This window comes from Mobilicoccus caccae (assembly GCF_030161635.1).
Taxonomy (GTDB): Bacteria; Actinomycetota; Actinomycetes; order Actinomycetales; family Dermatophilaceae; genus Mobilicoccus; species Mobilicoccus caccae.
The window spans coordinates 3,816,533-3,843,520 of record NZ_BSUO01000001.1; the positions used below are offsets into that span (position 1 = coordinate 3,816,533).

The window sequence follows — 26,988 nt, forward strand, 5'->3', positions numbered from 1 at the left end:
ATTCACCGCGTGGCAGCCGTGCTCAGCCTGCCCCTGGTGGTGCTGGCGATGGTCCCGGCCCTGGCCGTCGGGGCGTGGGTGCCCTGGGTCGAACTCGCGCTGTCCACCCCCGTGGTGTGGTGGGCCGGGTGGCCATTCTTCGCACGTGGCGCCCGATCAGTGGCCAGCCGGCACCTCAACATGTTCACCCTCGTCAGCCTCGGTGTGGGTGCCGCGTGGTTCTACAGTGTGGTCGCCGTCCTGGCCCCGGGGATCTTCCCGGCCATCATGCGTGATGACGGTGGCCGGGTCGGCGTCTACTTCGAGGCCGCCGCCGTGATCATCACCCTGGTGCTGCTGGGGCAGGTACTCGAACTGCGGGCACGCGACCAGACCTCGGGTGCCATCCGCGCCCTGCTGGACCTGTCGCCAGCCACCGCGCACCGCATCAACCCCGACGGAGAAGAAGAGGAAGTGCCATCCGCGGACCTGCAGGTCGGCGACCATTGCCGGGTCCGCCCCGGTGAGAAGATCCCAGCAGACGGCATCGTGGTCGACGGCCACGCCTACGTCGACGAATCCATGATCACCGGCGAGCCGGTACCTGTTGACAAGAACCCCGGCGACCGTGTGATCGGCGGCACCATCACCAGCGGCGGCAGCCTGGTCAACGAGGCCACCGGCCTGGGCGCCGACTCGACCCTGGCCCGCATCGTCGACCTCGTGTCCCAGGCGCAACGTTCCCAAGCCCCCATCCAAGGGCTCGTCGACAAGATCTCCGCTGTGTTCGTGCCGGTCGTGATCGGCATCGCACTGATCACCTTCGCCGTCTGGGCCACGGTCGGGCCACAGCCCCGGCTACCGTTCGCGATCGTTGCTGCAGTGTCCGTGCTCATCATCGCCTGCCCTTGCGCGCTTGGCCTTGCCACACCCATGTCCATCATGGTCGGGGTTGGTCGCGGAGCCCGCGATGGCGTCCTGGTCAAGAACGCCGAAGCACTCGAACGACTGCAGAAGATCGACACCCTGGTGGTCGACAAGACCGGGACCCTGACCCAGGGCCATCCCAGCCTCGTCGACCAGAAGGTCGTCGCCGGCCACCACGCCGAGATCGTGCTGGCCATGGCGGCCGCTGTCGAGTCCGGGTCCGAACATCCCTTGGCCCGCGCGATCGTCGACGCGGCGCGAGAACGCGACGTCACCGTACCGACCGCCACTGCATTCACCGCCCGCCCGGGTGGCGGCGTCGAAGCATTGGTCGACGGTCACCAGGTCATGGTCGGCAGCCCTGCCTTCCTCACGACCCAGCATGCCGACACGACCCCCTGACCGACGACATCGACGCCTTCCGTCGCCAAGGAGCCACTGCCGTCATCGTGACTGTCGATGGTCAGCCTGCAAGCATCCTGGCCATCGCCGACCCACTCAAGCCCACCACCGCCCAGGCCATCGACGACCTACGTCACCGTGGCATGCGGATCGTGATGCTGACCGGGGACAACGCCACCACCGCCCACGCCATCGCCGACGAGCTCCACATCGACGAGGTGATCGCGGACGTGCTTCCGGATCAGAAGCATGGGCACGTCCAGCGGTTCCAGGAGCAAGGTCACACGGTCGCGATGGCCGGTGACGGCGTCAACGACGCCCCTGCCCTGGCCGGGGCGGACGTTGGCGTCGCCATGGGCACCGGGACCGACGTCGCCATCGAGAGCGCAGACGTGACCCTCCTCGGCGGCGACCTCGCAGCCCTGGTCAAGGCCCGCGACCTGTCCGTCGACACTATGCGCAACATCAAGCAGAACCTGCTGTTCGCATTCATCTACAACGTCATCGGCATTCCGATCGCCGCGGGAGTGCTCTACCCCGCCTTCGGCTGGCTGTTGTCCCCGATGATCGCCGCAGCCGCCATGGCCCTCAGTTCGGTGAGCGTCATCACCAACTCCCTGCGCCTGCGCCGACACCACTGACATGAACTGCCCCCCATAAGCTGCCCGGAGTTCACTCTGGGTTGGCTTCTCGCACCCAACCGGGGCCCAGCCAGACCGACAACCCGGGGCCAAATGAAGTTGACATAGCCAGTGCAGACGCGGCCGGCGATTGACTGCGTGAGGACGGGCCGCACGAACAGCTCCTCTACCTGGGCGGGGGTGAGGAGCGGCTGAGCAGAAACGGTTGTGACCATGAGAATGCCTCCTGAGGCATGAACGGGTTGGGTTCGATGCCCGAGGAGGCGAGTCCTGCGGGGTGCCGGTGAGGGCGACCGCGGCGACCACGGTCGGGGGTGAACCCGAACGGGTGCCGCGGTCGCCATTCTACCTACGTCAGGTCATTGGTCGTGGAGTGCGTTCTGGAACGCTTGCCCCCACGTGGTGGTCGCGTCGCGCGCGCCGGAGGGTCCCTGGGAGGGGTCGGGGCGTGGGGCGCGGCTCACGCCGAGCTGTTGGATCGCAGTGTCCTCAGCGGCGTCGAGTGCGGCACGGTCGAGGGTGCCGTCCGTGTTGAACAGGGCGGCGGGGTCGGCTCCGGTGGCCCACAACGCGGCCGGTCGATACAGGCGGCTGACCTGTTCGATGACCTGCCGTTGCAGCGCCTGCACCTGGGAGCGGAGGTCGTCGCGTTCGGCCTCGGCTGCCTGGGCGCGTTTGCGCATCTTGGTGGCCTTGTCCCCGCCCGTGTCGTCGTTCTCCTCGCCCTCGGTGGCGTCAGGGGTGTCGGGCTGCTCCTCGTCGTCAGCCGGTGGGCCGTGGGTGACTTCGAGGTCGTCGGGGGTGCGTTCGGTGGGCTGCTGCTGGTCGTTGGTCATCGCTGGTCTCCTGTCTCGGTCCGCTCAAGCGCGGCGACGAGGTCGGTACGGGTCTCGGCGAGCATGCCGGTCAGGTGTCCGGTCTCCACGGCGGCGAGCATCCGCACGTAGGTGCCGACGTGGACGGACGCGGCCGCGATGGTGTGGGGTGCGAGGGCGTCGACTTCGTCGTCGCGGCCGGCGATGATCGCCTCGACCCGCGCGACTGCGGCGATGCTGACCAGGACGCTGCGACGGCGATGGCTATTGAGGTGTGGCTACGTGCTCAAGTGCATCGATGTCGAGAATCGTGACGTCTCGGCGCCCGTGTAATTCGATGATGCCGCAGGCGGAGAGCGCGGCGAGGCGTCGACTCAGGGTTTCCGGCGTCGTGCCAAGGTACGCCGCGATTTCCTGTTTCGCCATCGGCAGTCTCACCATGGCCGCTCCGTCCCGGATGCTGCCGGGTAGGTCCAGTAGGTAGGCCGCGACGCGGGCATTGACATCGCTGGAAGTGACGGCCGCCAGCAGGCGCTCAACGGAGGAGAGCCGGTCGGAGAGCGTGCGCAGCATCCGCTGACTGATGTCGGGGTAGTCACGCAGCAGGACCGCAAGGTCGGCGTGGTCGAAGACGCACATCCGGCTGTCTTCCAGCGCGATGGCGAGGTCGTTGGGGCGGTGGCCTGTCAGGAAGGCCCGTTCGCCGACGACATCACCGTCGGTCACCGTTCGCAGGATCTGTTCCTGGCCGTTGGCGGCCGCGTGGCTGACCTTGAGCTGTCCGCTGTGCATCACCAGCAGGCGCGAGGCCGACTGTCCGGGCGCATAGACAATCTCCCCTTTTTTGGCGAGTACCGGGCGGGCGAAGTCCGCGACGCGCAACTGCTCCTGCGGGGTGAGACCTTGGAAGATCGGGACGCGGGTGACGCACAAGTCATCCTCGGACATGACGCCAGTCTATCGCACGCTGGCTGGACGTCACTGTGACGGACGGAGCGAGCGGCGCTGGGCAGGAGCCCCGCGAACTTGATCTATGTCAAGGAGTTCGGGGCACGGTGAACCTACGGTGAAGGTGTCAATAAGAAACACCACGATGGAAGGATTCCACAATGACCACCGCGACCACAACCCACACCATCCTCCGCGCGGAAGGTTTTTCCTGCCCCTCCTGCGTGGCCAAGATCGAGAAGCAGGTCGGCCGCCTCAAGGGTGTCGAGAACGTGAAGGTCCACTTCGCCTCCGCCCGCATCGAGATCGACCACGACGCCGAGCGCGTTTCGGTGGATGACCTTGTCGCCGCCGTCGTGAAGGCCGGCTACAAGGCCACGCCCGCGGCCTTCTAACACCAGCCAGCCAGCGGGCCCCGCGGGGCCCGCGCACACCCTTCATTCCAGTCCGCCGGTCCGCCGGCTCGAAACGCAGAAAGGTCGTACCCGAAAGTGAACAGGCTCCAGAAATGGGTCTATGGGAACTGGTCCGTTCCCGTCGTGTCCGGCGTGCTCATCATCATCTCGTTCGCCCTCCAATGGCTAGGCGGGGGTGTCGCCAACCTCACCGTCAGCCCGCAGTGGTGGCTGGACGCCGGCGCCCACGGCACGCATGCCAGCGCGGTCTTCACCCTCGGGGACGTCTTCATGATCGCCGCGGCCACCGTCGCCGGCTACGGAATCGTACTCAAGGCGGTTCGCGCGCTGATCGCCAAGGTCATCGGCATCGACCTGCTGGTGTCGGTCGCGGCCATCGGCGCTGTCATCATCGGCAACTTCTGGGAGGCCGCGGCGGTCACGTTCCTGTTCGCGATCGGCCACGCCCTGGAAGCTGCCACCTTGAACAAGACGCGTTCGGCACTGGCGGAACTGGTCGCTGTCGCCCCGGATTCCGCGACCGTCGTGCGCGACGGTCAGCAACAGGAGGTTCCTGCCGCGCAGGTGAGAATGGGCGAGATCGTGCTGGTCAAGAACGGCGCGAAGGTCCCCGTCGACGGGCAGGTCGTCTCGGGTACCGGCGCCATCGATGAGGCATCGATCACCGGCGAGTCGATCCCGGTGGAGAAATCCAAGGGCGGACAGGTCTTCGCCGGCACCGTCTCCCGCGGCGGTTTCCTGCAGGTGCTGGCCACCGGCATCGGTGCCGATACCACCCTAGCCCGGATCATTCACCGGGTCGAGGAGGCCCAGGACGCCAAGGCCCGCACCCAGGCGTTCATCGACCGCTTCTCCGGCTGGTACACCCCCGCGGTGATGGTGCTGGCCCTGGCGGCCGGACTGATCTCCGGCGACGTGGTGCTGGCCCTGACCCTGTTGGTCATCGGCTGTCCCGGCGCCCTGGTGATCTCCATCCCGGTCGCGATCGTGGCCGGCATCGGCCGCGCCGCCCGCAACGGCATCCTGATCAAGGGCGGCGAATTCCTGGAGACCTCGGCGAAGATCTCCGCGGTCGCCGTGGACAAGACCGGCACCCTGACCGAGGGACGCCCGCAGCTGACCGACGTCGTCGTCCTGGACTCGGCGTTGGAGCGCAGCGAGGTGCTGCGCTGGGCTGCCGCCGCTGAGGCCGGCTCCGAACACCCGCTGGCCCGTCCCATCCTGGACACCGCCCAGGCCGAGGGAGTAGGCCCGCACGGCATCCCCGGCACGGTCACCCCGGTCCCCGGCAAGGGCATCGTGTCCGATGTCGACGGTCGGCGGGTGCTGATCGGTAACCCGCCGCTACTACTCCAGTACGGCGTTGTCGATGACGGCAGCGCCGCCCAGGCGGCGGAATCGCTGGCCGCCGAGGGCAAGACGCCGATGATCGTGGCGGTCGATGACAAGGTGATCGGCGTCGTCGCCGTCGCCGATCAGGTCCGACAGGATGCACCCGAGATGGTCGCCCGCCTGCACCGGGCCGGCGTGGAGAAGGTGGTCATGCTCACCGGTGACACCCGGCTGGTGGCCGAGGCCATCGGGAAGGCGACCGGGATCGACGAGATCCACGCCTCCCTGCTTCCCGAGGACAAGCTGGACGTGGTCGCGCAGCTGCAGCAAGAGGGCCACACGATCGCCATGGTCGGCGACGGCGTCAACGACGCCCCGGCCCTGGCCACCGCGAACATCGGCGTGGCGATGGGGGCGGCCGGCTCGGCCGTAGCCGTGGAGACCGCGGACATCGCCCTGATGGGCGACAACCTGCTCAAGCTGCCGGAAGCTATCGGATTGGCCAAGCGGACCGTGTCTGTCATGCGGCAGAACATCGCGATCGCCCTGATCACCGTGGTGCTGCTGCTGGCCGGCGTCTTCGCCGGCGGAGTGACCATGTCGATCGGCATGCTCGTCCACGAAGCCTCCGTACTGGTGGTCATCGCCAACGCGATGCGACTACTGCGCAACGCCCGCGGCTCCACCACGATGCCGAAGAGCGAGAGGACCACCGGAACAGCGGCGCAACAGGTCAACGCCTGACATCGAACCCGCGTAAGCGGCAAACAGGTACCCAGCCGCTACCGCTCCCGGCGCGGGACACACCGACAAATTCACAACAACGACCCGAACATCGAAAACGAAAAACGCAACTGGAGGAGAGCAATCATGAACGGAAAGAACTTCACCCTGGGAGACAACGTCGAGCATTTCACCATCGCGGACGTGGCCCGGGACAACCCCGACTTCCGGAAGGTGCTGTGGACCGGTGAACACGCCCAGATCGTGGTGATGACCATCCCGCCCGGCGGCCAGATCGGCGACGAGGTCCACGAGCACACCGACCAGATCCTGACCTTCGTCTCCGGCACCGGCGAAGCCGATCTCAACGGCCACACCCACCCCATCGATGCCGGTGACCAATGCGCGGTACCGGCCGGAGCCCGGCACAACTTCCGCAACACCGGCGACGAGCCGCTGGTGCTCTACACCATCTACAGCCCACCGGAGCATGCTGCCGGCGCCGCCTTCGCGACCCGGGAGGAAGCCGACGCCGCCGAAGCCGCCGGTGAGGACGAACCCCCTCGGCTCTGACCCCCATCGTCACGTTATCTAGCCCCGGTCTTTCATGACGGTGCCGACGACGGCATCGCTGCGTGGGGTGAGTCGATGACGGTGCGCGGGTACGACGTTGGGCCGGCTGGCGCTGCCGGGCTGCGGTTCTCCGGGTCGTGATGTCGTGGGCGGACGGGGGGTCAGGCGGGTTGTGGGATCGCGGCGATGTTGGCGAAGACTGCGACGATCGCGGCCGCCCATGGCCACGACTCGGGTATCCGCAAGCGTCGTCGGCGGGCGCTGTGAGTCAGCCGGGCTGGGACGTGAAGGAAGCGGTAGCGCAGCGCTTTCGGCTCACACGCCGCCAGCGACTTCGCGTCTCCGGTCAGTGCGAGGAGCCGGGTCCATGCGGTCAGGTCGGCAGCGATCTGCACCAGCATCAGCCACACCCGGTTGATCTCGAACTCCCGCGACGGGAACCGCCCCAGCCCCGAGTCCTTGGCGTGCCGGATCCGGTCCTCGACCCGAGCGTGCGCCCGATGCCGGGCCTCGAGGAAAGCCAGTTGTCCGGTCGTGGTGTTGGTGACGAAGGCTTGGTAGCGCCAGCCGTCACGTTCCTCGAACAGCGACAGTTGGGCGCCGGGATGGGGTCGTTCGCGGCGCACGATGACGCGCATTCCGGTCGGCCAGCTGCTCAGGTCCAAGAGCCCGGTGAGCTCGGCGACGTCACCTCCTTCGCGGATCCCACCGTCGGCGTCCAGTGCCGGGGTCCAGACCTTCTTCGGGACCAGGTCGATGGCGTCGCGGATCTTCTCGGTGACCGCGAAACCCACGCTGGATCGCCCCGGGTTCAGTGGAGAGCGGGTTGTGCCGGGCCGGTGGTTGTCGGCGCGGTGGTCAGTTCAGCGTAGTAGATGCTCTCGAACTCGACGGGCGGGATGTCGCCGCAGTATGAGTGCAGGCGGGTGTTGTTGTACCAGTCGACCCATTCGAGGGTGGCGAGCTCGACGGCGTCCAGGCCGCTCCACGGTCCACGACGCCAGATCAGTTCCTTCTTGTACAGCTTGTTGAGCGCTTCGGCGGCAGCGTTGTCGTAGGAATCACTGAATCGCACTGGGTCTGATGGAGGCTCGGGCTATTGGATTCCGACCAGGAGTTGGTCGGTCCGTTTCGTAGCGTAGAACGTCGCCTCGAACTCCGCTGGTGGGACGTCGGCCAGGTAGCCGTGGAGTCGGTCGTGGTTGTGCCAGTGGACCCAGCTCAGGGTGGCGAGCTCGACGTCCTCGACGGTCCTCCACGGCCGTCTCTCGCGTGCGGGACCGCGGATGAGCTCGGCCTTGTAGTAGCCGTTCACGGTCTCGGCCAGGGCGTTGTCGTAGCTGTCGCCGACGGTGCCGATCGACGGCACGGCACCGATCTCTGCCAAGCGCTCGCCGTAGCGAATCGACGTAAATTGACTGCCCGCGTCGCTGTGACACCGCAGACCGGTGAGCTGGGTGCCGCGTGACCAACGGGCCATCTCGATGGCATCGAGGACCATCGTGGTCCGCATGTGGGATGCGACCCGCCACCCGACGATCGCGCGTGAGTAGGCGTCGATGATGAAGCAGACGTACGCGACGCCGGCCCAGGTCGGCACATAGGTCAGGTCGGTGACCCACAGCTGGTTCGGCGCGGAGGCGGTGAAGTCGCGGCCCACCAGGTCGGGGTGGCGAGGCACGTCCGGATCGGGCTTGGTGGTGCGGACCCCCTTGGTGCGCCCGACACCCTCAATGCCTGCGGTGCGCATCAGCCGGGCGACCTGGTCCCGGCCGATGTCGTGACCGCCACGCCGTGCAGCCTTCCAGACCTTCCGGGCGCCATAGACCCGATAGTTGTCGTCCCACAGCTGCCGCACGATCGGGCCCATCACCTCATCGCGCTGGGCGCGAGCCGACGGCCGGCGGTTCTTGAACTCGTAGTAGCTGCTCGGGGCCACCTGCAGCACGCTGCAGATGAGCTCGACCCCCAGACGCCGGCCCGCGACGACATCATCGCGGTTGACGTCGATGAACGCGGCTACCTCTTGTGCTGGCGGTCGAGCTCCGCCCCGAAGAAACTGGCTGCCCTCTTCAGGATCTCGTTGGCCCGCTTGAGCTCCCGGACCTCCTGCTCGAGGGCCTTCATCCGCGCGGCGTCGCTCGTGCTGACCCCCGGCACGTGGCCCTCGTCTATGTCGGCCTGGCGGACCCAGGACCGCACCGATTCGGTGCCGTACCCGAGCTGGGACGCGACGCGCTGGATCGTGCCGTGCTCGGTGCCCAGCTCAGCACGCAGTGTCCTGACCAGCCGCACCGCAGCTGCCTTCTCTTCAGGGCTGTAGCGACGCGTGGTCGGCTTCCCCGGGGTGGTGTCCTTCGGCATGAGTCCATCCTCGTTTCCAAACGATGGAGACTCCAACCAACCCAGTGCGATTCACACCGACGGAGCCGACCGAGGCCTCGATGCCTGCCTCGGCAAGGCGCTCGGTGTAGCGAATCGAGACGTATTGACATCCTTTGTCGGAATGGTGAATGAGTTGGGATAGGTCTGAATGTTCGCGTGACCGATTCCAGAGGCCGTGCTCGAGTGCGTCCAGGGCCAGATCGGTACGCAACGATGTGGATACCCGCCAGCCGACTATTCGCCTGGAGAACAGGTCCATGACGAAGGCGACATAAACGAACCCGGCCCAGGTCGAGACGTAGACATCCCACGCGAGTGAGGTGTCAACATCAGGCTCAGGCAGCCGCGGGCAGAGCGGCTCGTGGGTGCGCTGGCCAGGCGGTCGCGTCGTCCCATTCCTGCCCGTGGGTCAGGCACCACCAGAGCTTGCCGAGGAGCTTGTTCGCGAGGTTGCGCAGAGCGGCGTTGTGATGGTCGCCGGCGGCGCGGCGGGCGTCGTAGTGGGCTCGGGCTGCTGGCGAGCGGGTCAGGGTGGCGAAGGCCCACCAGTGGCAGGCGTCGCCCAGTCGCTTGTTCCGGACCTTGCGCGCCTTGACGTAGTGGGAGCGGCCGGAGGACCTGGTCACGGGTGCGGTGCCCGCGTAGCAGCGCAGCGCAGCAGCGGTGGGGAATCGGGTGGGGTCGTCGCCGATCTCGGCCAAGACGCGCGCGGCCAGGACTGGCCCCAGTCCTGGTGCGCTGGCCACGATCGCGGCCTGGGGGTGTTCGGCGAACGCTGCTGTCAGGGCGGCTTCGAGCTCGTCGACACCGGCGCTCATCGTCTTGGCCACAGCGATCAGCTGGGCGGCTGCTGTGCCGAGGGCAGCTTCGACGGCGGGTGGCTGGGCGAGGCCGTCTGCGTGTAGTGCCGTGAGGAGCTGGTCGACCAGGGGTGGGTCGTTGCGTCGGCCGCAGCGATGCAGCGCCGCGACGAGGCGTCGGCGGGTCAGCGTCCTGGCGCTGCTCGGGCTGGAGGCAAGGCCCAGGACCTCGATCGCGGCCTTGTGCTTGAGGTTCGGGAAGGCCAGGAGTGCTTGGGGGTAGTACTCCATCAGCAGCGATCGCAGCCGGTTGAGGACGTCGTGCCATGCCCAGATCGCTTCCTGGTGCTGGCGCGCCAACGCCTTCAGCGCCAGCCCTTGCTCGCTGATCGCGGGCATCGGGCGGTGCAGGTGACGGTCGGTGCGCAACACGTCGGCGAGCAGCGCGGCGTCGCGGGCGTCGGACTTTCGCCCGGACTGGGAGTGTCTCTCCCGGTAGCGGGCCACGGCGCGCGGGTTCAGCGGGTACACGGTGAACCCGGCAGCAACGAGCGCGACAACGAGCAGGTTCTTGTCGGTCTCGATGCCGACCGGGGTCTGCTCGGGCGTACCGCCGTGCTCGGCGATCAACGCGAGCAGCTCGGTGAAACCGGCGACGCCGGTGTCGATCCGGGTCTTGCCGACGACGGCGCCGGCCTCGTCCATGACAGCGACGTCGTGATGCCCCTCAGCCCAGTCGATGCCGACGGTGACAGGTGCCATCCACTTCTCCTCGTCCCTTCCACGCGGTCCGACGGTCGGACCGGTGATGAGCATCGGGACGAGCACGGCGACCTAATGGAAGCGCTCAATGGCGCGGCATCTCACAAGCCGATGATCTGGTCCCGGGCAACTGGCAGGGCCACCGTCTACGTTGAGAAACCTCGGCACGGCCGAGCCTTGGTGAAGCACAGGTGAGTGGACACCCGCCAGCAGCTCACCACCAGCATCGACCCTACGGGTCAGTGAAATCTCAGTGGCCCCTGCCAGGAGCCGCCACCCCGGGTGGCTCCACCATTAGGTGATGTCGGCGACCCATCGCCGATCCGGGGCCGGGGCGGTGAAGTCCCGCTCCAGGCGGTCACCCGGGCTCGCCTGCGCCGGATCTGACCTGGTGGTCCTGGCGGTGCGGGAGTTGGGGACTCCGGCCAGGCCCAGGGCCCGCATCCGTCGCTCGACGGTGCACCGCGCGACCGGCTCCTGGGGCCAGGCCCGGCTGTAGGCTTTCCACAGCTTTCTTACCCCATACACGCCAAGATTGTCCGCATGGAGAACCTGCAAACGTTCATCGATCTGGGCATCCATCACTGAACGCGCCGATGCTGGACGGGACTTACGCGCGTAGTATCCGCTCGGGGCGATCTGCACGCCGGACTCGGTGAGTTCGCGACAGATCGGCTCGACCCCATGTTCATCGCGGTGCGTATCGATGAAACCATCGATATCGGTCAGCGGCGGTCGAGCTCCGCCTGCGCGAAATACGCACTCGCTTGACGCAGAATCGTGTTCGCCCGGCGCAGTTCACGATTCTCTTTCTCCAACTCGGCGATCCGAGCTGCTTCCATGGGGCTTGACCCCGGTTCTTGGACACGCTGAATCCAGCACCTGCTGGGGAAGCGAGATGATCCAGGAATCATGGCCCGGAAGAACTACTCCGAGGAGTTCCGTCGTCAGGCCGTCGACTTGTACGAGTCCACCCCGGGCGCCACGGTCCGCGGCATCGCCGAGGATCTCGGCATCGTGCGCGGCACGCTGCGGCACTGGCTCGAGGTCTACGGGACCGGCAAGAAGACCGCCGCTGACGGGACATTGACCTCCAGCCCACTGCAGTCCAAGCCGTCGCCGACAAGCCCTACGGGTCCCGCCGGTGAGACGCCTGAGCAGAAGATCGCCCGGCTCGAGGCCCGGGTCAACGAGCTCGAGGTCGAGACGACGAAGCTCACCACCGAGCGGGAGATCCTCCAGCGGGCGGCCAAGTATTTCGCTGGGGAGACGGGCTGGTGAGTCGCTTCCAGTTCGTCGCCGACAACTCCGCCACCTTCGAGGTGAAGCGACTGTGTGAGCTCGTCGAGATCGAGCGCTCGTCCTACTACGCATGGCTCAAGGCTGCCCCGGCCCGAGAAGCCAGGGCAGCTGACGACGCGGCGCTGGCAGAGCGGATCAGGGCTGTCCATGCCGAGGACAACACCCAGGGTGCGCCACGGATCACCGCCGAGCTCAACGACAGCGCGCCTGCCGGTGAGCGGGTAAACCACAAGCGCGTCGCCAGGGTGATGCGGCTGCAAGGAATCCGGGGCTATGTGAAGAAGCGGCGGGTGCGGACCACGATCCCCGAACCGTCTGGCCAGAAGTACCCCGACCTGCTCAAGCGCGACTTCACCGCCCCGGCGCCAGGGCTGCGCTACGTCGGCGACATCACCTATCTGCCGATCGCCGACGGCACGAACCTCTACCTGGCGACCGTGATCGACTGCTACAGCCGTCGGCTTGTCGGGTGGGCCATCGCTGACCACATGCGTACCGAGCTCGTCGAGGACGCGTTGAAGGCCGCCGCCGCAACCCGGGGCACCCTCAAGGGCAGCGTATTTCACAGCGACCACGGGTCGGTCTACTGCTCGAAGGACTACGCCAAGCTCTGTCGCAAGCTCGGCGTCACCCAGTCCATGGGCGCCGTCGGGTCCAGCGCGGACAACGCGTTGGCCGAGTCGTTCAACGCCACCATGAAGCGCGAGGTTCTCCAAGACGCCGCCTGCTGGAGCAACGAACTGGTCTGCCGCCGGCAGGTCTTCAGGTGGCTCGTCCGCTACAACACCAAGCGACGCCATTCGTGGTGCCGCTACGTCCCGCCGGTCCTCTACGAGACCGGCAACACCGCTACGCTGCCGACGGCTGCGTAATCACACCCCGTGTCCAAGATCCGGGGGTAGGGCCCCATACTGGGCACGCCCGGGACCTCCCCGGCATCGACGCGTTCGCGCTTGACCCAATTCCGCAACGAGTCGCCATTGATCCCCAGCTGCTCACCGACCAACCGGCACGCTCGCGAGACCGGCAGGCCCGTGTGGTTCCCCCAGATCGTGGAGGGCTTGCGGTTACGCGGCGTCCGGGACAGACGCTGCGGTGGACTGCTCGTAGGCGACCGGTGACATCATGCCAGCCGCGCTGTGGCGGCGCTGGTGGTTGTAGAAGCCGTAGGCCCAGTCGATGACGACGGCTCTGGCCTGGGCGCGAGTGTCGAACTCGTGCCGGGACAGGACTTCCCACTCCAGGGAGGAGAAGAAGGCCTCCGCGGCGGCATTGTCGAAGCAGGACCCGACCTGGCCCATCGACTGGCGTAGCCCGAGCTCGGTGCACAACCGGGTGAACGAGGTCGCCGTGTAGGTCGAGCCCCTGTCGGTGTGGAAGATGACGCGCTCGGCCTCATCCTCGCGCCAGATGGCCTCCTTGCCGCCGCGGGCGGTCACCGCCATCCGGATTGCGGCGCACGCCAGCTCGGCGTCGGGGTGCTTGCTGGTGGCCGCGCCGAGCAGGCGACGGGAGTACAGGTCGATCACGGTGGCCAGGTACAGCTTGCCCTGGGCCGTGGGGATCTCGGTGATGTCGCCGACCCACTTGCGGTTCGGCGCCGGCGCGGTGAAGTCGCGGCGCACCAGGTCGGGGAACTTCGCTGCGGTCTTGTCCTGCCTGGTCAGGCCGCTGCGCCGCTTGATGACGCGGGCCACCAGGCCCTGGCGGCGCATCGAGTCAGCGACGGTCTTCCCACTGACCTGCCATCCCGCCTCGCGCAGGTCCTCGTGCAGGCGGGGCGATCCGTGCAGCCCTTTGGCCTTCGTGAACGCGACGGCCACGGCCCGGTCGACGCTGTCGCGGCGCCGATCGGCGTCGGTGAACAACCCACTGGCCGCGCCGGGCCCGTTCGCCCGGGCGATCCACTTGTAGAACCACGCCAGCGACACCCCGAGCAGGGCACAGACCAGCGTGTGTGGCACCTGATAGTTGGTCCTCTGGTCGGCGATGAAGCGTGCCACGCTCACTTCGTCGCCTCCTTCACCCACAGGACCACGGATCGCTTGAGGACATCACGCTCCATCCGCAGCTCAGCGACCTCGGCGCGGAGCCGCTTGAGCTCCTCGACGTCGTCTCTGGTCAGCTCGCCGTGTCCCTCGCGCGCGGCCCGGGCGCGTTGAACCCAGTTGCCCAACGTGCCTTCGTTCACGCCGAGATCGCGGGCGACCTGCGCGATCGGCTTGTTCGTCTCTTCGACGATCCGGACCGCTCCCTCACGGAACTCCCGGTCGTACTTCTTGCGCTTCTCTGGCATCTCGATCCTCATTGTGGATGCCTCCACGCTCCGGGGGAACCTCACCGGCTCGTCCGCGATGCGATCCCGGACCAGCCGGATCGCCCGCTCACGCAGCTCTTCGGGGTACTTCCTTGGTGCAGGCATGACTCCATCCTCCTGGGGAGATCAAGCCCTCCACACTTCCCGGGGCGATCCACCCCTACTACCAGGGCACCGTCACCTTCCGCGGCGTCACCTACGACGGCACCCACCAGCCCCTCGTCGACGCGGAGACGTGGCTGCGCGTCCAGACCAACCTGGACGCCAACAACGCCCGTGGCGAACGGCCACAGAAGTACGACCACTACCTCAAAGGCACCCTGTACTGCGCCTGCGGAGCCAAGCTCATGATCGAACGCCCCCGCGACAAGGCCGGGGACCGCTACGAGTACTTCACCTGCTCCGGACGACGCCGCAAGACCACCCAATGCACTCGCTCCGCGATCCTTGCCGAACGCGCCGAAGCCGAGATCGAACGCACCTACCAGCGCAACTCCCTGACCCAGACCCAGGCCGAGCACGTCCGGAAGGTCCTCAACGACGTATTCGACCAGCTCGAAGGATCCAGCGAGGACGAACGCAAGCTCCTGACCGCCCAGCGCAGCAAGCTCGAAGCCGAACGCCTCAAACTCGTCCAAGCTCACTACGCCGACGCGATCCCCCTCGACCTCCTCAAAAGCGAACAAGACCGCATCCGCGCCAGCCTCGACCAAATCACCACCCGGCTCGACAACCTCACCGACACCTACGCCGAGGCCCGAACAGGCTTGGACCAGCTCGCCGAACTCCTGGTCGACCTCGACGAGCTCTACAACAAGTGCGAACCAGCCGAACGACGCATCCTCAACCGCGCCCTGTTCACCCGCATCACCATCGACGACGAAGAGAACGCCACCTACACCCCCGAGCAGACCACCGCCAGCGTCCTCGCACACACCAGCATCGATGCCCCGGCCCACGTCACCGCAGAATCAAAACTGCCCCGCCATCAGGCGGGGCAAGTTTCGATTTTCTCATCTTACGTGGAGCCTAGGGGACTCGAACCCCTAACCCCCTGCTTGCAAAGCAGGTGCGCTACCAATTGCGCCAAGGCCCCGTGGACGACGGGAGTCGTCCGTGTCGGTGTCAGTGCGACCCGACGAGATCCTGCTGGGGTGTCGTCTGCGGTGTGGCGCTCTCGCGCGGCGACGGGTCGGTGATCTCCACCCACAGTGCCCGTTCGGCCTGCCGCGCCTGCCAGCGCTGACCCACGACGGCCGCGCCGGCGGTCGCGACGAGCAGTGCCACGATCCGCTTCATGCCTGCACACCCCACCCTTCGACGAACCAGGCCGACGATCCGGCGGCCTGCACCGATGATACCGGCCGAAGCGCCCTCGCCGGTACCGGCGCCCGCCCGCCGCGCCGGAGACGGCAAGCGAAAAGGCCGACCCACCAAGGGAGTCGGCCTCATCAGCGGTGGGCCTAACAGGACTTGAACCTGTGGCCTCTTCCTTATCAGGGAAGCGCTCTAACCGTCTGAGCTATAGGCCCGCTGTCGCCCGCCACACCCGGGAGCGTGGCGGCTACCCACGTTAGCGCACGCATCGGCCAACGACCAAAACGGCTCCGGGCGGGCGCCGATCGCGCCCCACCAGGCCATCTCAGACGTCGGTGAACGTCGCCGAGACGCCGCCGACGAGCGCTGCACAGATGTTGTAGATCACGGCCGACAGGGTGGCGATCGCCGTCACGAGGATGACGTCGGCCACGCCCAGGATGATCGCCAGCGACAGCACCCGGCCGAAGCTGAGGATCTCCAGCACGTTGATCTCGCCCGTGTTCGTCGTCGACTGGGCGAGCTCGTTGAGCGTGTTGTTCAGGGTCGAGAAGACGCCCATGCCCTGCAACATCATCCACAGCGCCGCGACGACCACCACACCGGCGATCGTCACCGCCACCGACAGCAGGAACGAGATCTTCATGACCGAGAACGGGTCGACCCGCGACAGCGTCAGCCGCACCTTGCGCGGCTCGTCGCCGCGGGAGGACGGAGACGGCCGGGATGAGGACTTCGGAGAGGTGGCCGTGGCCGTCCGACCCGGCGAGGACGGGGTGGTGTACCCGCTGTCGGAGGCGCCCGGCGTACCCGGGGCCGGACGCGCCGTCCGCTGGCCACCCGTCGTCGATCCCGCGGGTCGGGGTGCTGGGCTGCTCACTCGAGACCTCCGGGCTCCTCGTCGGTGTCCACCGGGCCAGGCTCGCCGGCCGCGTTCTCCGACGGTACTGCATCGACCGGAGACTCCACGTCAGCAGCGTCCGCGACGCTGACCTCGGTGCCTTCCGCGTCGGCCGCCTCGACGGCCTCCGCGACCTCCTCGGCCGCACGCTCAGGATTGCGGGCCACCTTGACGATCGAATCCTTGGCATCGGGCTTGGCGAACTGCACACCCATCGTGTTGCGTCCGGTGCGCCGCACCTCGTCCACCCGGGAGCGGACGACCTTGCCCTTCTCCATGACGACCATGACCTCGTCGCTCTCGTCGACGACCAGCGAGCCCACGAGGTCGCCGCCACGCTCACTGATCGCCGCGACACGCACACCCAGGCCCGCGCGTCCCTTGACCGGGTAGTCCGACGCGGGGGTGCGCTTGGCCAGGCCGTTCTCGAACACGACGAAGACGTCGGGGTTCTGGCCCTCGCGGATGAGGCTCATGGCCAGCAGGTCGTCGTCGGCACGGAACTTCATGCCCGTGACACCGCTGGTGGCGCGCCCCATCGGTCGCAGGATGTCGTCGCTGGCGTGGAAACGCACCGACTGCCCCTTGCGGGAGACCAGGAGGAGGTCGTCTGCCGCGGAACACACGCGCGCACCGACCAACTCGTCGCCGTCACGCAGGTTGACCGCGATGAGGCCGCCGCTGCGGGGGAGTCGAAGTCGGACAGACGGGTCTTCTTGACCAATCCGCGCCGGGTGGCGAGCACGAGGTAGGGCTCGACCTCGTAGTTCTCCAGGGCCAGGACGCCCGCAATGTGCTCGTCGGGCTGGAAGGCCATGAGGTTGGCGACGTGCTGGCCACGGCTGTCGCGCCCACTCTCGGGCAGCTCGTACGCCTTGGCCCGGTACACGCGCCCGAGGTTGGTGAAGAACAACAACCAGTGGTGGGTGGTCGTGACGAAGAACTGCTCGACGATGTCGTCGCCGCGCAACTGCGCGCCGCGCACACCCTTGCCGCCGCGACGCTGACTGCGGTACTCCTCGACGCGGGTGCGCTTGGCGTACCCACCGCGGGTGATGGTGATGACGACCGGCTCCCGCGGGATGAGGTCCTCCATCGAGACCTCACCGTCGTAGGGCACGACCTCGGTGCGCCGATCGTCGCCGTAGCGCGCGACGACGTCGTCCAGCTCCTCCTTGACGATCGCGCGCTGACGCTCCGGCTTGGCGAGGATGTCCTGGAAGTCGATGATCTGCGCCTCGAGGGCGTCGTGATCGTCGATGATCCTCTGCCGCTCCAGCGCCGCCAGGCGCCGCAACTGCAGGTCGAGGATGGCCCTGGCCTGCAACTCGTCGACGTCGAGGAGCTCCATCAGGCCGACGCGCGCCTCGTCCGCCGAGGGGAGCGCCGGATGAGCGCGATGACCTCGTCCAGCATGTCGAGCGCCTTGAGGTATCCGCGCAGCAGGTGGATCTGCTTCTCGGCCTCGGCGAGGCGGTACTCCGTGCGTCGCCGGATGACCTCGATCTGGTGGTCGACCCAGTGCCGCACGAACGCACTGATCGGCAGGGTGCGGGGCACGTCGTCGACGAGGGCGATCATGTTCGCCCCGAAACTCGTCTGCAGCGCCGTGTGCTTGTAGAGGTTGTTGAGCACGACCTTGGCCACGGCGTCACGCTTGAGCACGATGACCAGACGCTGCCCGGTACGCCCGGAGGTCTCGTCGTTGATGTCGGCGATGCCGGCGAGCCGGCCCTCCTTGGCGAGCTCGGCGATCTTGCGGGCGAGGGTGTCCGGGTTGACCTGGTAGGGCAGCTCGGTGACCACGAGGCAGGTGCGCCCGTTGATCTCCTCCACGCTGACCCGCGCCCGCATCGCGATCGAGCCGCGCCCGGTGCGGTAGGCGTCCTCGATGCCGCTGCGGCCCATGATGAGCCCCGCGGTCGGGAAGTCCGGCCCCTTGATGATCTGCAGGCACGCCTCGAGGCGCTCCTCGCGGGTGGCGTCGGGGTGGTCGAGCATCCACTGCGCGGCCTCGGCGACCTCGCGCAGGTTGTGCGGCGGGATCTGCGTCGCCATCCCGACGGCGATCCCGGCGCTGCCGTTGACCAGCAGGTTGGGGATCCGCGAGGGAAGGACGACCGGCTCCTTGTTCTTGCCGTCGTAGTTGTCCTTCCAGTCGACGGTCTCCTCGCGGATGTCGCGCACCATCTCCATGGCCAGCGGCATCATCTTGCACTCGGTGTACCGACTCGCCGCGGCGCCGTCGTCGCCGGCGTTGCCGAAGTTGCCCTGACCGTCGATGAGCGGGTACCGCATCGCCCACGGCTGGACCAGACGCACCAGCGCGTCGTAGATCGCCGAGTCGCCGTGCGGGTGGTACTGGGCCATGACGTCGCCGACCACGCGCGCGCACTTGTTGTACCCACGGTCGGGCCGGAACCCGCCGTCGTACATCGCGTACACGATGCGCCGGTGCACCGGCTTCAACCCGTCACGCACGTCCGGCAACGCACGGCTCACGATGACGCTCATCGCGTACTCGATGTAGCTGCGCTGCATCTCGGCGTTGAGGTCGACCGGTTCGATCCTGTCGGTCTCGGTCGGCGTCATATCGGTCACGAGGTCAGTCCTTCGTCGTCGTCAACAGTCGCCGCGGCGGGCGGGGTGATTCGCAAGGGTCAGGCATCCAGGAAGCGCACGTCACGGGCGTTCCTCTGGATGAACGACCTGCGCGAGTCCACGTCCTCGCCCATGAGCACGGAGAAGATCTCGTCGGCGGCCGCCGCGTCGTCCAGCGTGACCTGCAACAACACCCGGTGATCGGGGTCCATCGTGGTCTCCCACAGCTCGTTGGCGTTCATCTCGCCCAGACCCTTGTACCGCTGGATCCCGCTGTCCTTGGGCAGTCTCCAGCCGGCGGCCTGTCCGGCCCGCAACCTCTCGTCTCGCTCACGGTCGGAGAACACGAAATCGTGCTCGTGGTTGCTCCACTTGATTCGATACAACGGCGGCTGCGCGAGGTAGACGTAGCCCGCCTCGATGAGCGGGCGCATGAACCGGAACAACAACGTGAGCAGCAGCGTGCGGATGTGCATGCCGTCGACGTCGGCGTCGGCCATGAGGATGATCTTGTGATACCTCGCCTTGGCGAGGTCGAAGTCCTCACCCACTCCGGTTCCGAAACCGCTGATCAGGGCCTGCACCTCGAGGTTGGACAGCACCTTGTCGATGCGGGCCTTCTCGACGTTGAGGATCTTGCCGCGGATGGGCAGGATCGCCTGGTTGAACGGGTTGCGGCCGTCCTTGGCCGAACCGCCCGCGGAGTCACCCTCGACGATGTAGATCTCGCTGATCGAGGGGTCCTTGCTCTGGCAGTCACGCAACTTGCCGGGCAGACCACCGGACTCCATGAGCCCCTTGCGCCGGGTCGCCTCACGCGCCTTGCGAGCCGCGAGCCGCGCCGCCGCCGCGTTGATCGACTTGCGGACGATGTCGCGACCCTCGCCGGGGTGCGCGTCGAACCAGTCGCCGAGCATCTCGTTGATGGCGCCCTGCACGAAGCCCTTGACCTCGGAGTTGCCCAGCTTGGTCTTGGTCTGACCCTCGAACTGCGGTTCGCCGAGCTTGACCGAGACGACCGCCGTCAGCCCCTCACGGACGTCGTCGCCGGTGAGGTTCTCGTCCTTGTCCTTGAGCAGGTTCTGCTTGCGCGCGAACTCGTTGATCAACCGGGTCATCGCCGCACGGAAACCCTCTTCGTGCGTGCCGCCCTCGTGGGTGTTGATGTTGTTGGCGTAGGTGTGCACCGACTCCGAGAACGCGGTGGTCCACTGCATCGCCATCTCGAGCGTCATCTCGCGAGAGGTGTCCTCCAACTCGAAGGAGATGACCTCCTCGTGCACCTTCTCGCTGCGCTTGCTGGCGTTGAGGTGGGTGACGTAGTCGACCAGTCCGCCGTCGTAGCGGTAGACGACCCGGCGCCCCTTGGCACGGCCCGACTCGTCCTTGGCGACCTCCGCGCCGCGGGCCTTCTCGACGTCCTGCTCGGCGTCCCCGGCGCCCGACGTACCACCGACCGCCTTGGCGGCGTCGGCCTCCTCGGAGTCCTCCAGCTCGTCCTCGGCGGAGGCCACGGCCTGCTCACGCTCGTCGGTCAGGCTGATGGTCAGACCCTTGTTGAGGAACGCCGTCTGCTGGAACCGGGCCCGCAGGGTCTCGTAGTCGAACTCGATGGTGTCGAAGATGTCGGAGCTGGGCCAGAACGTGATCGTCGTTCCGGTCTCGTCGGTCTCCTCACCCTTCTCCAGAGGAGCGACGGGCACGCCACGCTCGAAGGCCATGCGGAAGACGTGGCCCTTCTGACGGACCTCGGCCTCCAGCCGCGAGGACAGGGCGTTGACCACGGAGGAGCCCACGCCGTGCAGACCGCCGGAGACCTTGTACCCGCCGCCGCCGAACTTGCCACCCGCGTGCAACTGGGTGAGCACGAGCTCGACCGCCGACACACCCTCGGTCGCGTGGATGTCGGTGGGGATACCGCGGCCGTCGTCGCGCACCCGCACGCCACCGTCGGCCAGCAACGTCACGTCGATGTGGTCGGCGTGACCGGCCAAGGCCTCGTCGACCGAGTTGTCGACGATCTCCCAGACCAGGTGGTGCAGACCCCGCTCACCCGTGGAACCGATGTACATGCCCGGACGCTTGCGGACCGCGTCGAGACCCTCCAGCACCGTGATCGCCGTGGCGTCGTAGACCGGCGAAGTCGGATCGCTGACGGCCGGCGCAGGCGGGATCGGCTCGCCGGGAACGTCTGGGGTCTCGTTCGTAGGCGGTGTCGACACGCTTCTCCTCGTCGCGGGGGGACCGGGTCGGACGCCTCCGCACACACCGGCTGCGAGCCGAGTATCACGCGCGGACGGGGTCGGAACGACACCGGAATCTGAATGACGGCTCAGTCTACCGTCCCGCACCGACAGACCCACCCACGACGCCCCCGAACCGCCGATGAGAGCCTCGCACCCCATGTTCTGGTGTCGGGGTACGTGACCGGGTCGTTCTCGCGCGAGCGGACGGTAGAGACGAGCAGCGCCCCCGGGTGCCGCAGCTCCCGCCCACGACGGCGTCGGCCACGCACGGATATCACCGCGGGAGCGGGCCGGCCGAGCCGCTCAGCCGTAGGTGTCGCGCGGACCCTGACCCCGTGCCCGACGCAGACCTCGGCTCCACGACGGTGCCGACGGACCGGTGATCTTCACCTCCGTGACGACCCCGACGCCGGCCTCGGCCGCGCACCGCTCGAGGATCGCCGGGAGCATGAGGCGCAACTGCGTCGCCCACGCGGTCGAATCGGCGCGCACCGTGAGGATGCCGTCCTCGAAGGTCACCGGCGCGCAGTGCTGAGCGACGTCCGGTCCGACGATGACCGGCCACCGACCCATGACCGACCCCGCCGCCACGTCGACCTTCCACCCCCGGTCCAGCAGCAACCGGTCCATCTGGTCACCCAGAGCCCGGGGATCACGGGCGTCGTCCGAGGTGCCGCTGAACACGGCCTCGGTGCGCCGGCGTCGGCGCGGAGCCGGCCGCGATCCCGGACGCAGACCCTTGGCCCGCGCCGCCTCCCGCGCCCGAGCCAGAGCACTCGCGGCCGCGCGGGTCAGGGCGTCCTCGTCCGCGAGATCGGCGGCGCGGGCGCCGTCGGGACGGGTCTCGGCAGGCTCGAGGCCGTCACGGCCCTCTGGAGGCAGGTCGGCGCTCATGCGGACTCCTCGACCGGGTGCGCGTCGTGGGATTCGGCGTCCTCATCGGCGTCCTCGTGATCCGTGTCCTGAGCTGCGTCGTCATCCTCAGAGGCGTCGTCGACATCATCGTCGGCGTCGTCGTCGAGGTCCGGGGGATCGAACTCGGCGTCGTCGGGACCGGTCTCGCCCACGAACACCTGCCCGGGTCGCACCCCGAACCGTGCCCCGCGCAGGGCGTCGGGGACGTCCTCGCCGACGGCCGCGGTGATGAGCACCTGCTCCCCGTCGGCGACCAGCCCGGCCAGGCGCTCCCGGCGTCCGCTGTCGAGCTCGGCGAACACGTCGTCGAGGATGAGCACCGGATCGTCCCCGAGGTCGTGTCGCAGCAGGTGGTAGGCCCCGAGCTTGAGCGCGAGCGCGAACGACCAGGACTCCCCGTGCGAGGCGTATCCCTTGGCCGGCAGGTCGCCGAGGGACAGCACGAGTTCGTCCCGATGCGGGCCGAACAGACTCACGCCGCGATCGATCTCGGCGGCGCGCCGCAGCCCCATGGTGGCCACGAGCCGATCCCGCAGCTCCTCGGGGAGAACACCTCGCCGGCCTCGATCTCGGCCGCCGTGTCGTCGTCGAGGGACGAGCGGTAGGTGGCGTTCGCCGTGCTCACACCGGCGCTGACCTGGCCGTACGCCTCGGTGAGAAGAGGTCGGAGGTCGCGCAGCAGGCGCAGCCGGGCGTAGAGGAGCTGCCCGCCGACGAGCGCGAGGTGGTCGTCCCAGACCTCGAGGGTCTCCGGGGTGGGTGCCGGCCCGCGCTCACGCCGCCGGCCGGGACCGCGGGTGGGGGAGGCGGCCCGCAACAGGGCGTTGCGCTGCTTGAGGATCTTGTCGTAGTCCGAGCGCACGCCCGCCCATCGCGGCTGCCGCGAGACCAGCAGGTCGTCGAGGAACCGGCGGCGATCCGAGGGGTCACCCTTGACGAGCGCCAGATCCTCCGGCGCGAACAGGACCGTGCGCAGCGAGCCCAACACCTCGCGGGGACGTACCGCAGCCCGGTTGAGCCGCGCCCGGTTGGCCCGTCCCGGGACGATCTCCAGCTCGACCAGCGTCTCGCGAGCGTCCCGGATGACGGCTCCCCGCACGATCGCGCGCTCGGCTCCGAACCGCACCAGCGGCGCGTCCTGGGCCACCCGATGCGAGGCCAGGGAGGCCAGATACCCCACGGCCTCGACCAGATTGGTCTTGCCCACGCCGTTGAGACCGACGAGGGTGCTCACGCCCGGCTCGAGAGCGACCTCCGCGGTGGGATAGCTACGGAAGTCACCCAGGGTCAGGTGACGCAGGTGCACCGCGACCGCTTCGAGTGGTGCCGGATCAACCCGGCAGGCGGACCGGCATGAGCACGTACCGGTAGGAGAGGTCGGGTTCGCCGTCCAGCTCGGCCTGCCCGGAGATGACCGCCGGGCGGCTGCTCTGTGTGAACGCGAGACGGGTGTAGGCCGTGCCGAGCACGTGCAGGCCGTCGAGCAGGTAGTGCGGGTTGAACGCGATCTCGAGCTCCGGGCCGGTGAGCGTGCACTCCACGGCCTCGCTGGCCTGCGCGTCGTCACCCGTGCCGGCGTCGATGGCGACCTGACCGTCCATGAACCGCAGGCGGACCGGGGTGTTGCGCTCGGCCACCAGCGACACGCGCTTGACGGCCTCGATGAGCGCGGCCGTCTCGACGACCGCCTCGGAATCGACCGAGCTGGGCGGGATCGAGGAGACCTTGGGGTACTCACCGTCGAGGAGCCTGGTGGTCGTGCGTCGGCGGCCGGCCTCGAAGCCGATGAGCCCGTCGCCGCCGGCCGCGCCGCCGAGGGCCACCTCGACCGAGGCCGCGGCACCCAGTGCCTTGGCGGTGTCGGAGAGGGTGCGGGCCGGCACGAGGACGACGGTCTCGATGTCGTCGGTGGCCGGGTTCCACGTCAGATCGCGCATGGCCAGGCGGTACCGGTCGGTGGCGAGCAACGCGATCTTGTCGCCCGTGACCTCCATGCGCACACCGGTGAGGATGGGCAGGGTGTCGCTGCGGTCGGCGGCGATGCTCACCTGCGCGACGGCCTGGGTGAACACGTCTCCCGCGATCGTGCCGCTCGGCTCGGGCGAGGTCGGCAGCGTCGGGTACTCCTCACCCGGCATCTGCAGCAGGCTGAACCGGCTGGAACCACAGGTGAGTTGGACCTTGTTGCCCTCGGTGCTCACCGCGATCGGGCGGTTGGGCAGGTTGCGCGAGATGTCGGCCAGCAGTCGACCGAGCACCAGCACCTGACCACCCTCGCTGACGTCGGCCGCCACCGTGATGCGCGCGGAGACCTCGTAGTCGAACGCCGAGAGGGTGAGCGTGCCACTGGGGTCGGCATCGATGAGGACACCTGCCAGGACCGGGACCGGCGGCCGGGTGGGAAGTCCGCGGGCGGTCCACGTCACGGCCTCGGCAAGCACATCGCGCTCGACTCGGAACTTCACGGGTACCGCCCCTTCGTCACGGACACGGCCGACCCGGCTGCGCCCCCTGGTGATCCATCGACGACCGGTCCTCTCCAGGACAGTCGGAGCCGACTCTAGTCGCCAGCTCCGAGCAGACCAATCCATGCCTCGCGAATCGCCGAGTGATGTGGGTCCGTGTCTCACGTCGGGACGTCCTCGCGAAAATCTGCGTCGTTCGCTCAGGTGCCGTCCTCATGTGCCGATAGGACACCGCAGAGACCTGGCATGTGGGTCCACACCGTACGTGGGGCGAGAGGATCCAGATTGAGGGACTCATCGTTGTCATAGGTCGTGTGGATCCTGTGGATCACGCGCGTCTTCGCAGGTCGGGACCGGTATCTCGATGTGGAGTGATCGTGGACGACGGTCGTGGACGACGGGCGTCCGATGTGGACGCACGACGGTCGTACACAGGCGTCGGCAGTTATCCACCGGCGGCCCACAGATGACACCGTTGTGGTTCCCGAGGAGCGCTCTCCGCTGCCCACAGGGGGCTGGGGACTACCTTCATCCACAGGCTTTTCCCCACCTGTGGAGGCATCGCCGCACGTCAGTGCGGTGATGCAGGTCTGCCGTCCCAGACATCCGTCAATTCTCCACAGGTGTGGACAGGTTTGTGGACATCCGTCCTGAACACCGTTGCGACACGGGCGAATCCGACAAGACGCGCTGGTGGCCGGTGTGGACGTCGATGCGGGTCAGGTCGCCTGCGAGCGGATGCGCGTCGTGAGTTCGGTGACCTGGTTGTAGACCGAGCGCCGCTCGGCCATGAGCGTGCGGATCTTGCGATCGGCGTGCATCACCGTCGTGTGATCCCGTCCACCGAACTGCTGGCCGATCTTGGGCAGGGAGAGTTCGGTCAGCTCGCGGCACAGGTACATCGCGATCTGGCGGGCCGTGACCAGCCCGCGGGATCGCGACGCGCCGCAGAGGTCGTCGATGGACAGCCCGAAGTAGGCGGCCGTCTGACCCATGATCATGCTGGCCGTGATCTGGCTGCTCTCCTTGTCGGGGATGAGGTCCTTGAGGACGATCTCGGCCAGGCTCAGTTCGACCGGCTGTCGATTGAGGTTGGCGAACGCCGTCACGCGGATCAGCGCGCCCTCGAGCTCACGGATGTTCGTCGAGATGCGGCTCGCGATGAACTCGAGCACCTCATCGGGCAGGGACAAGCGCTCCTGGACGGCCTTCTTGCGCAGGATCGCGATGCGCGTCTCGAGATCGGGCGGCTGCACGTCGGTCAGCAGGCCCCACTCGAACCGGCTGCGCATCCGCTCCTCGAACCCGGACAACTGCTTGGGCGGCACGTCGGAGGTGATGACGACCTGCTTGTTGGAGTTGTGCAGCGTGTTGAACGTGTGGAAGAACTCCTCCTGGGTCTGCATCTTGCCCTGGAGGAACTGGATGTCGTCGATGAGCAACACGTCGATGTCGCGGTAACGCCGCTGGAATCCGGCGGCCTTGTCGTCGCGGATGCTGTTGATGAAGTCGTTGGTGAACTCCTCGGAGTTGACGTACTTCACCTTGACGTGGGGGTACAGATTGCGGGCGTAGTGCCCGATCGCGTGCAGCAGGTGCGTCTTGCCCAGCCCCGAGTCGCCGTAGACGAACAGCGGGTTGTAGGCCTTGGCGGGCGCCTCCGCCACGGCCACGGCCGCAGCGTGGGCGAAGCGGTTGCTCGCCCCGATGACGAACGTGTCGAACGTGTACTTGGGGTTGAGCTGGGAGGACTCCTCGCGTCGACCCGTCGCAGCCGGACGCGGGCGGCGCTCGCCCACGGGGGTGGGGGCGACGTCGACGGGCGCCGGCTCCGGCTCGCGATCCGCCGCTTCCTGCTCGGGATAGCCCTCGAGAACCGGCTGCTCGGCCGGAGCGATCTGTTCTCGCAAGGAGGCGTCGACCGTGACGGCGAGGCGGACCTCACGTCCCACCTGTTCGGTGAGGGCACGCACGAGATAGTCGCGCGCACGTGATTCGACGATCTCCTTGGTGAAGTCGTCGGGTACGGCGATCAGAGCCGTGGTGTCGAGCACACCCACCAGCGTCGCCTGACGCAGGAAAGCCCGCTGGGGTGCGGGGATTCCTGCGCGATCGAGGGCCCGGAGCGTGGCGCCCCAGATGCGTCCGGAGTCGTCGCCGGCAGGGTTGGACACGGGCTCACCAGTTCCGGACATGGGCCACAGCCTACGCATCGGTGAGC

General features: G+C 67.8%; 23 protein-coding genes, 2 tRNA genes, 3 pseudogenes and 2 other annotated features. Of the genes and pseudogenes, 7 read left to right on the forward strand and 21 right to left on the reverse strand.

Going from position 1 to position 26,988, the window contains the following annotated elements; translation table 11 throughout:
- Positions 1-180: 180 nt before the first annotated feature.
- Positions 181-1,308 (forward strand): heavy metal translocating P-type ATPase, encoded by a 1,128-nt coding sequence (locus QQK49_RS18710; protein WP_284305300.1) that lies wholly within the window; start codon positions 181-183, stop codon positions 1,306-1,308.
- 47 nt (positions 1,309-1,355) lie between these two features.
- Positions 1,356-1,949: an HAD-IC family P-type ATPase gene (locus QQK49_RS18715; RefSeq protein WP_284305301.1), complete on the forward strand. Its 594-nt coding sequence runs from the start codon at positions 1,356-1,358 to the stop codon at positions 1,947-1,949.
- A 359-nt stretch (positions 1,950-2,308) separates the two neighbouring features.
- On the opposite strand, the gene QQK49_RS18720 is transcribed toward QQK49_RS18715, so the two are convergent.
- Positions 2,309-2,785, reverse strand: a complete 477-nt coding sequence (locus QQK49_RS18720) for a hypothetical protein (protein ID WP_284305302.1) — start codon at positions 2,783-2,785, stop codon at positions 2,309-2,311.
- Positions 2,786-3,028: 243 nt separating this feature from the next.
- Positions 3,029-3,712, reverse strand: a complete 684-nt coding sequence (locus QQK49_RS18725) for a Crp/Fnr family transcriptional regulator (protein WP_284305303.1) — start codon at positions 3,710-3,712, stop codon at positions 3,029-3,031.
- Between the two features lie 161 nt (positions 3,713-3,873).
- Between QQK49_RS18725 and QQK49_RS18730 the strand changes: the two genes are divergently transcribed.
- From QQK49_RS18730 to QQK49_RS18740, 3 genes are all read left to right on the forward strand, one after another.
- The gene (locus QQK49_RS18730; protein WP_071644956.1) at positions 3,874-4,107 is read left to right on the forward strand and encodes a heavy-metal-associated domain-containing protein; all 234 of its coding nucleotides are present in this window, start codon (positions 3,874-3,876) and stop codon (positions 4,105-4,107) included.
- A gap of 96 nt (positions 4,108-4,203) precedes the next feature.
- On the forward strand, positions 4,204-6,204 hold the full coding sequence (locus QQK49_RS18735) for a heavy metal translocating P-type ATPase (protein ID WP_284305304.1): 2,001 nt from the start codon (positions 4,204-4,206) through the stop codon (positions 6,202-6,204).
- A gap of 126 nt (positions 6,205-6,330) precedes the next feature.
- Complete coding sequence (locus QQK49_RS18740; protein WP_123575383.1) at positions 6,331-6,756, forward strand: cupin domain-containing protein; 426 nt, start codon at positions 6,331-6,333, stop codon at positions 6,754-6,756.
- A 161-nt stretch (positions 6,757-6,917) separates the two neighbouring features.
- Here the strand turns inward: QQK49_RS18740 and QQK49_RS18745 are convergent, their stop codons facing one another.
- The 6 genes and pseudogenes from QQK49_RS18745 to QQK49_RS18770 all read right to left on the reverse strand — a co-directional run bounded on the left by QQK49_RS18745 (position 6,918) and on the right by QQK49_RS18770 (position 11,285).
- Complete coding sequence (locus QQK49_RS18745; RefSeq protein WP_431310551.1) at positions 6,918-7,550, reverse strand: transposase; 633 nt, start codon at positions 7,548-7,550, stop codon at positions 6,918-6,920.
- Positions 7,551-7,567: 17 nt separating this feature from the next.
- Positions 7,568-7,831, reverse strand: coding sequence for an integrase core domain-containing protein (locus tag QQK49_RS18750; protein ID WP_431310552.1), 264 nt, complete (start codon positions 7,829-7,831; stop codon positions 7,568-7,570).
- A 21-nt stretch (positions 7,832-7,852) separates the two neighbouring features.
- Positions 7,853-9,120 (reverse strand): IS3 family transposase gene (locus tag QQK49_RS18755; RefSeq protein WP_284303543.1). Its coding sequence is split into 2 segments (ribosomal slippage): positions 7,853-8,817 and positions 8,817-9,120, totalling 1,269 coding nucleotides; the frame shifts between segments, so codons are not numbered across the junction.
- Positions 8,687-8,821: a sequence feature (AL1L pseudoknot), on the reverse strand. It overlaps the preceding gene by 135 nt.
- A gap of 55 nt (positions 9,121-9,175) precedes the next feature.
- A pseudogene (locus tag QQK49_RS18760) lies at positions 9,176-9,442 on the reverse strand (DDE-type integrase/transposase/recombinase); the annotation flags it as partial.
- Between the two features lie 34 nt (positions 9,443-9,476).
- Complete coding sequence (locus tag QQK49_RS18765; protein WP_284305305.1) at positions 9,477-10,703, reverse strand: IS110 family RNA-guided transposase; 1,227 nt, start codon at positions 10,701-10,703, stop codon at positions 9,477-9,479.
- A 294-nt stretch (positions 10,704-10,997) separates the two neighbouring features.
- Complete coding sequence (locus QQK49_RS18770; protein ID WP_284305306.1) at positions 10,998-11,285, reverse strand: IS3 family transposase; 288 nt, start codon at positions 11,283-11,285, stop codon at positions 10,998-11,000.
- A 48-nt stretch (positions 11,286-11,333) separates the two neighbouring features.
- Positions 11,334-11,465 (reverse strand) — a sequence feature (AL1L pseudoknot).
- A 150-nt stretch (positions 11,466-11,615) separates the two neighbouring features.
- Between QQK49_RS18770 and QQK49_RS18775 the strand changes: the two genes are divergently transcribed.
- Positions 11,616-12,877 (forward strand): IS3 family transposase gene (locus tag QQK49_RS18775; protein WP_094449642.1). Its coding sequence is split into 2 segments (ribosomal slippage): positions 11,616-11,967 and positions 11,967-12,877, totalling 1,263 coding nucleotides; the frame shifts between segments, so codons are not numbered across the junction.
- Between the two features lie 195 nt (positions 12,878-13,072).
- Here the strand turns inward: QQK49_RS18775 and QQK49_RS18780 are convergent.
- Both QQK49_RS18780 and QQK49_RS18785 read right to left on the reverse strand, forming a co-directional pair.
- Positions 13,073-14,035: an IS3 family transposase gene (locus QQK49_RS18780; RefSeq protein ID WP_431310553.1), complete on the reverse strand. Its 963-nt coding sequence runs from the start codon at positions 14,033-14,035 to the stop codon at positions 13,073-13,075.
- Positions 14,011-14,301, reverse strand: a complete 291-nt coding sequence (locus tag QQK49_RS18785) for a transposase (protein WP_284304458.1) — start codon at positions 14,299-14,301, stop codon at positions 14,011-14,013. The genes QQK49_RS18780 and QQK49_RS18785 overlap by 25 nt, the downstream gene beginning before the upstream one ends.
- A gap of 368 nt (positions 14,302-14,669) precedes the next feature.
- On the opposite strand from QQK49_RS18785, the pseudogene QQK49_RS23405 reads away from it, so the two are divergent.
- Positions 14,670-14,744: pseudogene (locus tag QQK49_RS23405) on the forward strand (hypothetical protein); the annotation flags it as partial.
- A 601-nt stretch (positions 14,745-15,345) separates the two neighbouring features.
- Here the strand turns inward: QQK49_RS23405 and QQK49_RS18795 are convergent.
- The 11 genes and pseudogenes from QQK49_RS18795 to dnaA all read right to left on the reverse strand — a co-directional run bounded on the left by QQK49_RS18795 (position 15,346) and on the right by dnaA (position 26,962).
- Positions 15,346-15,418 (reverse strand) — tRNA-Ala (locus tag QQK49_RS18795).
- Positions 15,419-15,447: 29 nt separating this feature from the next.
- The gene (locus QQK49_RS18800) at positions 15,448-15,621 is read right to left on the reverse strand and encodes a DLW-39 family protein (RefSeq protein ID WP_284305308.1); all 174 of its coding nucleotides are present in this window, start codon (positions 15,619-15,621) and stop codon (positions 15,448-15,450) included.
- Between the two features lie 159 nt (positions 15,622-15,780).
- Positions 15,781-15,854: transfer RNA gene (locus QQK49_RS18805), tRNA-Ile, on the reverse strand.
- A 110-nt stretch (positions 15,855-15,964) separates the two neighbouring features.
- The gene (locus QQK49_RS18810) at positions 15,965-16,519 is read right to left on the reverse strand and encodes a DUF3566 domain-containing protein (protein ID WP_284305309.1); all 555 of its coding nucleotides are present in this window, start codon (positions 16,517-16,519) and stop codon (positions 15,965-15,967) included.
- Positions 16,516-19,132, reverse strand: a pseudogene (gene gyrA, locus QQK49_RS18815) (DNA gyrase subunit A). The gene QQK49_RS18810 and the pseudogene gyrA overlap by 4 nt, the downstream one beginning before the upstream one ends.
- A 68-nt stretch (positions 19,133-19,200) precedes the next feature.
- The gene (gene gyrB / locus QQK49_RS18820) at positions 19,201-21,315 is read right to left on the reverse strand and encodes a DNA topoisomerase (ATP-hydrolyzing) subunit B (RefSeq protein WP_284305954.1); all 2,115 of its coding nucleotides are present in this window, start codon (positions 21,313-21,315) and stop codon (positions 19,201-19,203) included.
- A 375-nt stretch (positions 21,316-21,690) separates the two neighbouring features.
- Complete coding sequence (locus tag QQK49_RS18825) at positions 21,691-22,281, reverse strand: DciA family protein (RefSeq protein WP_284305310.1); 591 nt, start codon at positions 22,279-22,281, stop codon at positions 21,691-21,693.
- Complete coding sequence (locus QQK49_RS23410) at positions 22,278-22,823, reverse strand: DNA replication/repair protein RecF (RefSeq protein ID WP_431310554.1); 546 nt, start codon at positions 22,821-22,823, stop codon at positions 22,278-22,280. Before QQK49_RS23410 ends, QQK49_RS18825 begins: the two co-directional genes overlap by 4 nt.
- Complete coding sequence (locus tag QQK49_RS23415) at positions 22,775-23,536, reverse strand: DNA replication/repair protein RecF (RefSeq protein ID WP_431310555.1); 762 nt, start codon at positions 23,534-23,536, stop codon at positions 22,775-22,777. Before QQK49_RS23415 ends, QQK49_RS23410 begins: the two co-directional genes overlap by 49 nt.
- Before the next feature lie 97 nt (positions 23,537-23,633).
- Positions 23,634-24,767: a DNA polymerase III subunit beta gene (gene dnaN, locus QQK49_RS18835; protein WP_284305311.1), complete on the reverse strand. Its 1,134-nt coding sequence runs from the start codon at positions 24,765-24,767 to the stop codon at positions 23,634-23,636.
- A 719-nt stretch (positions 24,768-25,486) separates the two neighbouring features.
- Positions 25,487-26,962 carry a chromosomal replication initiator protein DnaA gene (gene dnaA, locus QQK49_RS18840; RefSeq protein WP_284305312.1) on the reverse strand — a complete coding sequence of 492 codons (1,476 nt, stop codon included), beginning with the start codon at positions 26,960-26,962 and terminating at the stop codon, positions 25,487-25,489.
- Positions 26,963-26,988 lie beyond the last annotated feature (26 nt).

Coding starts and splice junctions, on each gene's coding strand:
- dnaA (WP_284305312.1), bottom strand. CDS start 26,962: ATGTCCGGAACTGGTGAGCCCGTGTCCAACCCTGCCGGCGACGACTCC.
- QQK49_RS18825 (WP_284305310.1), bottom strand. CDS start 22,281: ATGAGCGCCGACCTGCCTCCAGAGGGCCGTGACGGCCTCGAGCCTGCC.
- QQK49_RS18800 (WP_284305308.1), bottom strand. CDS start 15,621: ATGAAGCGGATCGTGGCACTGCTCGTCGCGACCGCCGGCGCGGCCGTC.
- QQK49_RS18765 (WP_284305305.1), bottom strand. CDS start 10,703: ATGGCACCTGTCACCGTCGGCATCGACTGGGCTGAGGGGCATCACGAC.
- QQK49_RS18770 (WP_284305306.1), bottom strand. CDS start 11,285: ATGGATGCCCAGATCGATGAACGTTTGCAGGTTCTCCATGCGGACAAT.
- QQK49_RS18730 (WP_071644956.1), top strand. CDS start 3,874: ATGACCACCGCGACCACAACCCACACCATCCTCCGCGCGGAAGGTTTT.
- QQK49_RS18725 (WP_284305303.1), bottom strand. CDS start 3,712: ATGTCCGAGGATGACTTGTGCGTCACCCGCGTCCCGATCTTCCAAGGT.
- QQK49_RS18710 (WP_284305300.1), top strand. CDS start 181: ATGTTCACCCTCGTCAGCCTCGGTGTGGGTGCCGCGTGGTTCTACAGT.
- QQK49_RS18785 (WP_284304458.1), bottom strand. CDS start 14,301: ATGCCAGAGAAGCGCAAGAAGTACGACCGGGAGTTCCGTGAGGGAGCG.
- QQK49_RS18720 (WP_284305302.1), bottom strand. CDS start 2,785: ATGACCAACGACCAGCAGCAGCCCACCGAACGCACCCCCGACGACCTC.
- QQK49_RS18740 (WP_123575383.1), top strand. CDS start 6,331: ATGAACGGAAAGAACTTCACCCTGGGAGACAACGTCGAGCATTTCACC.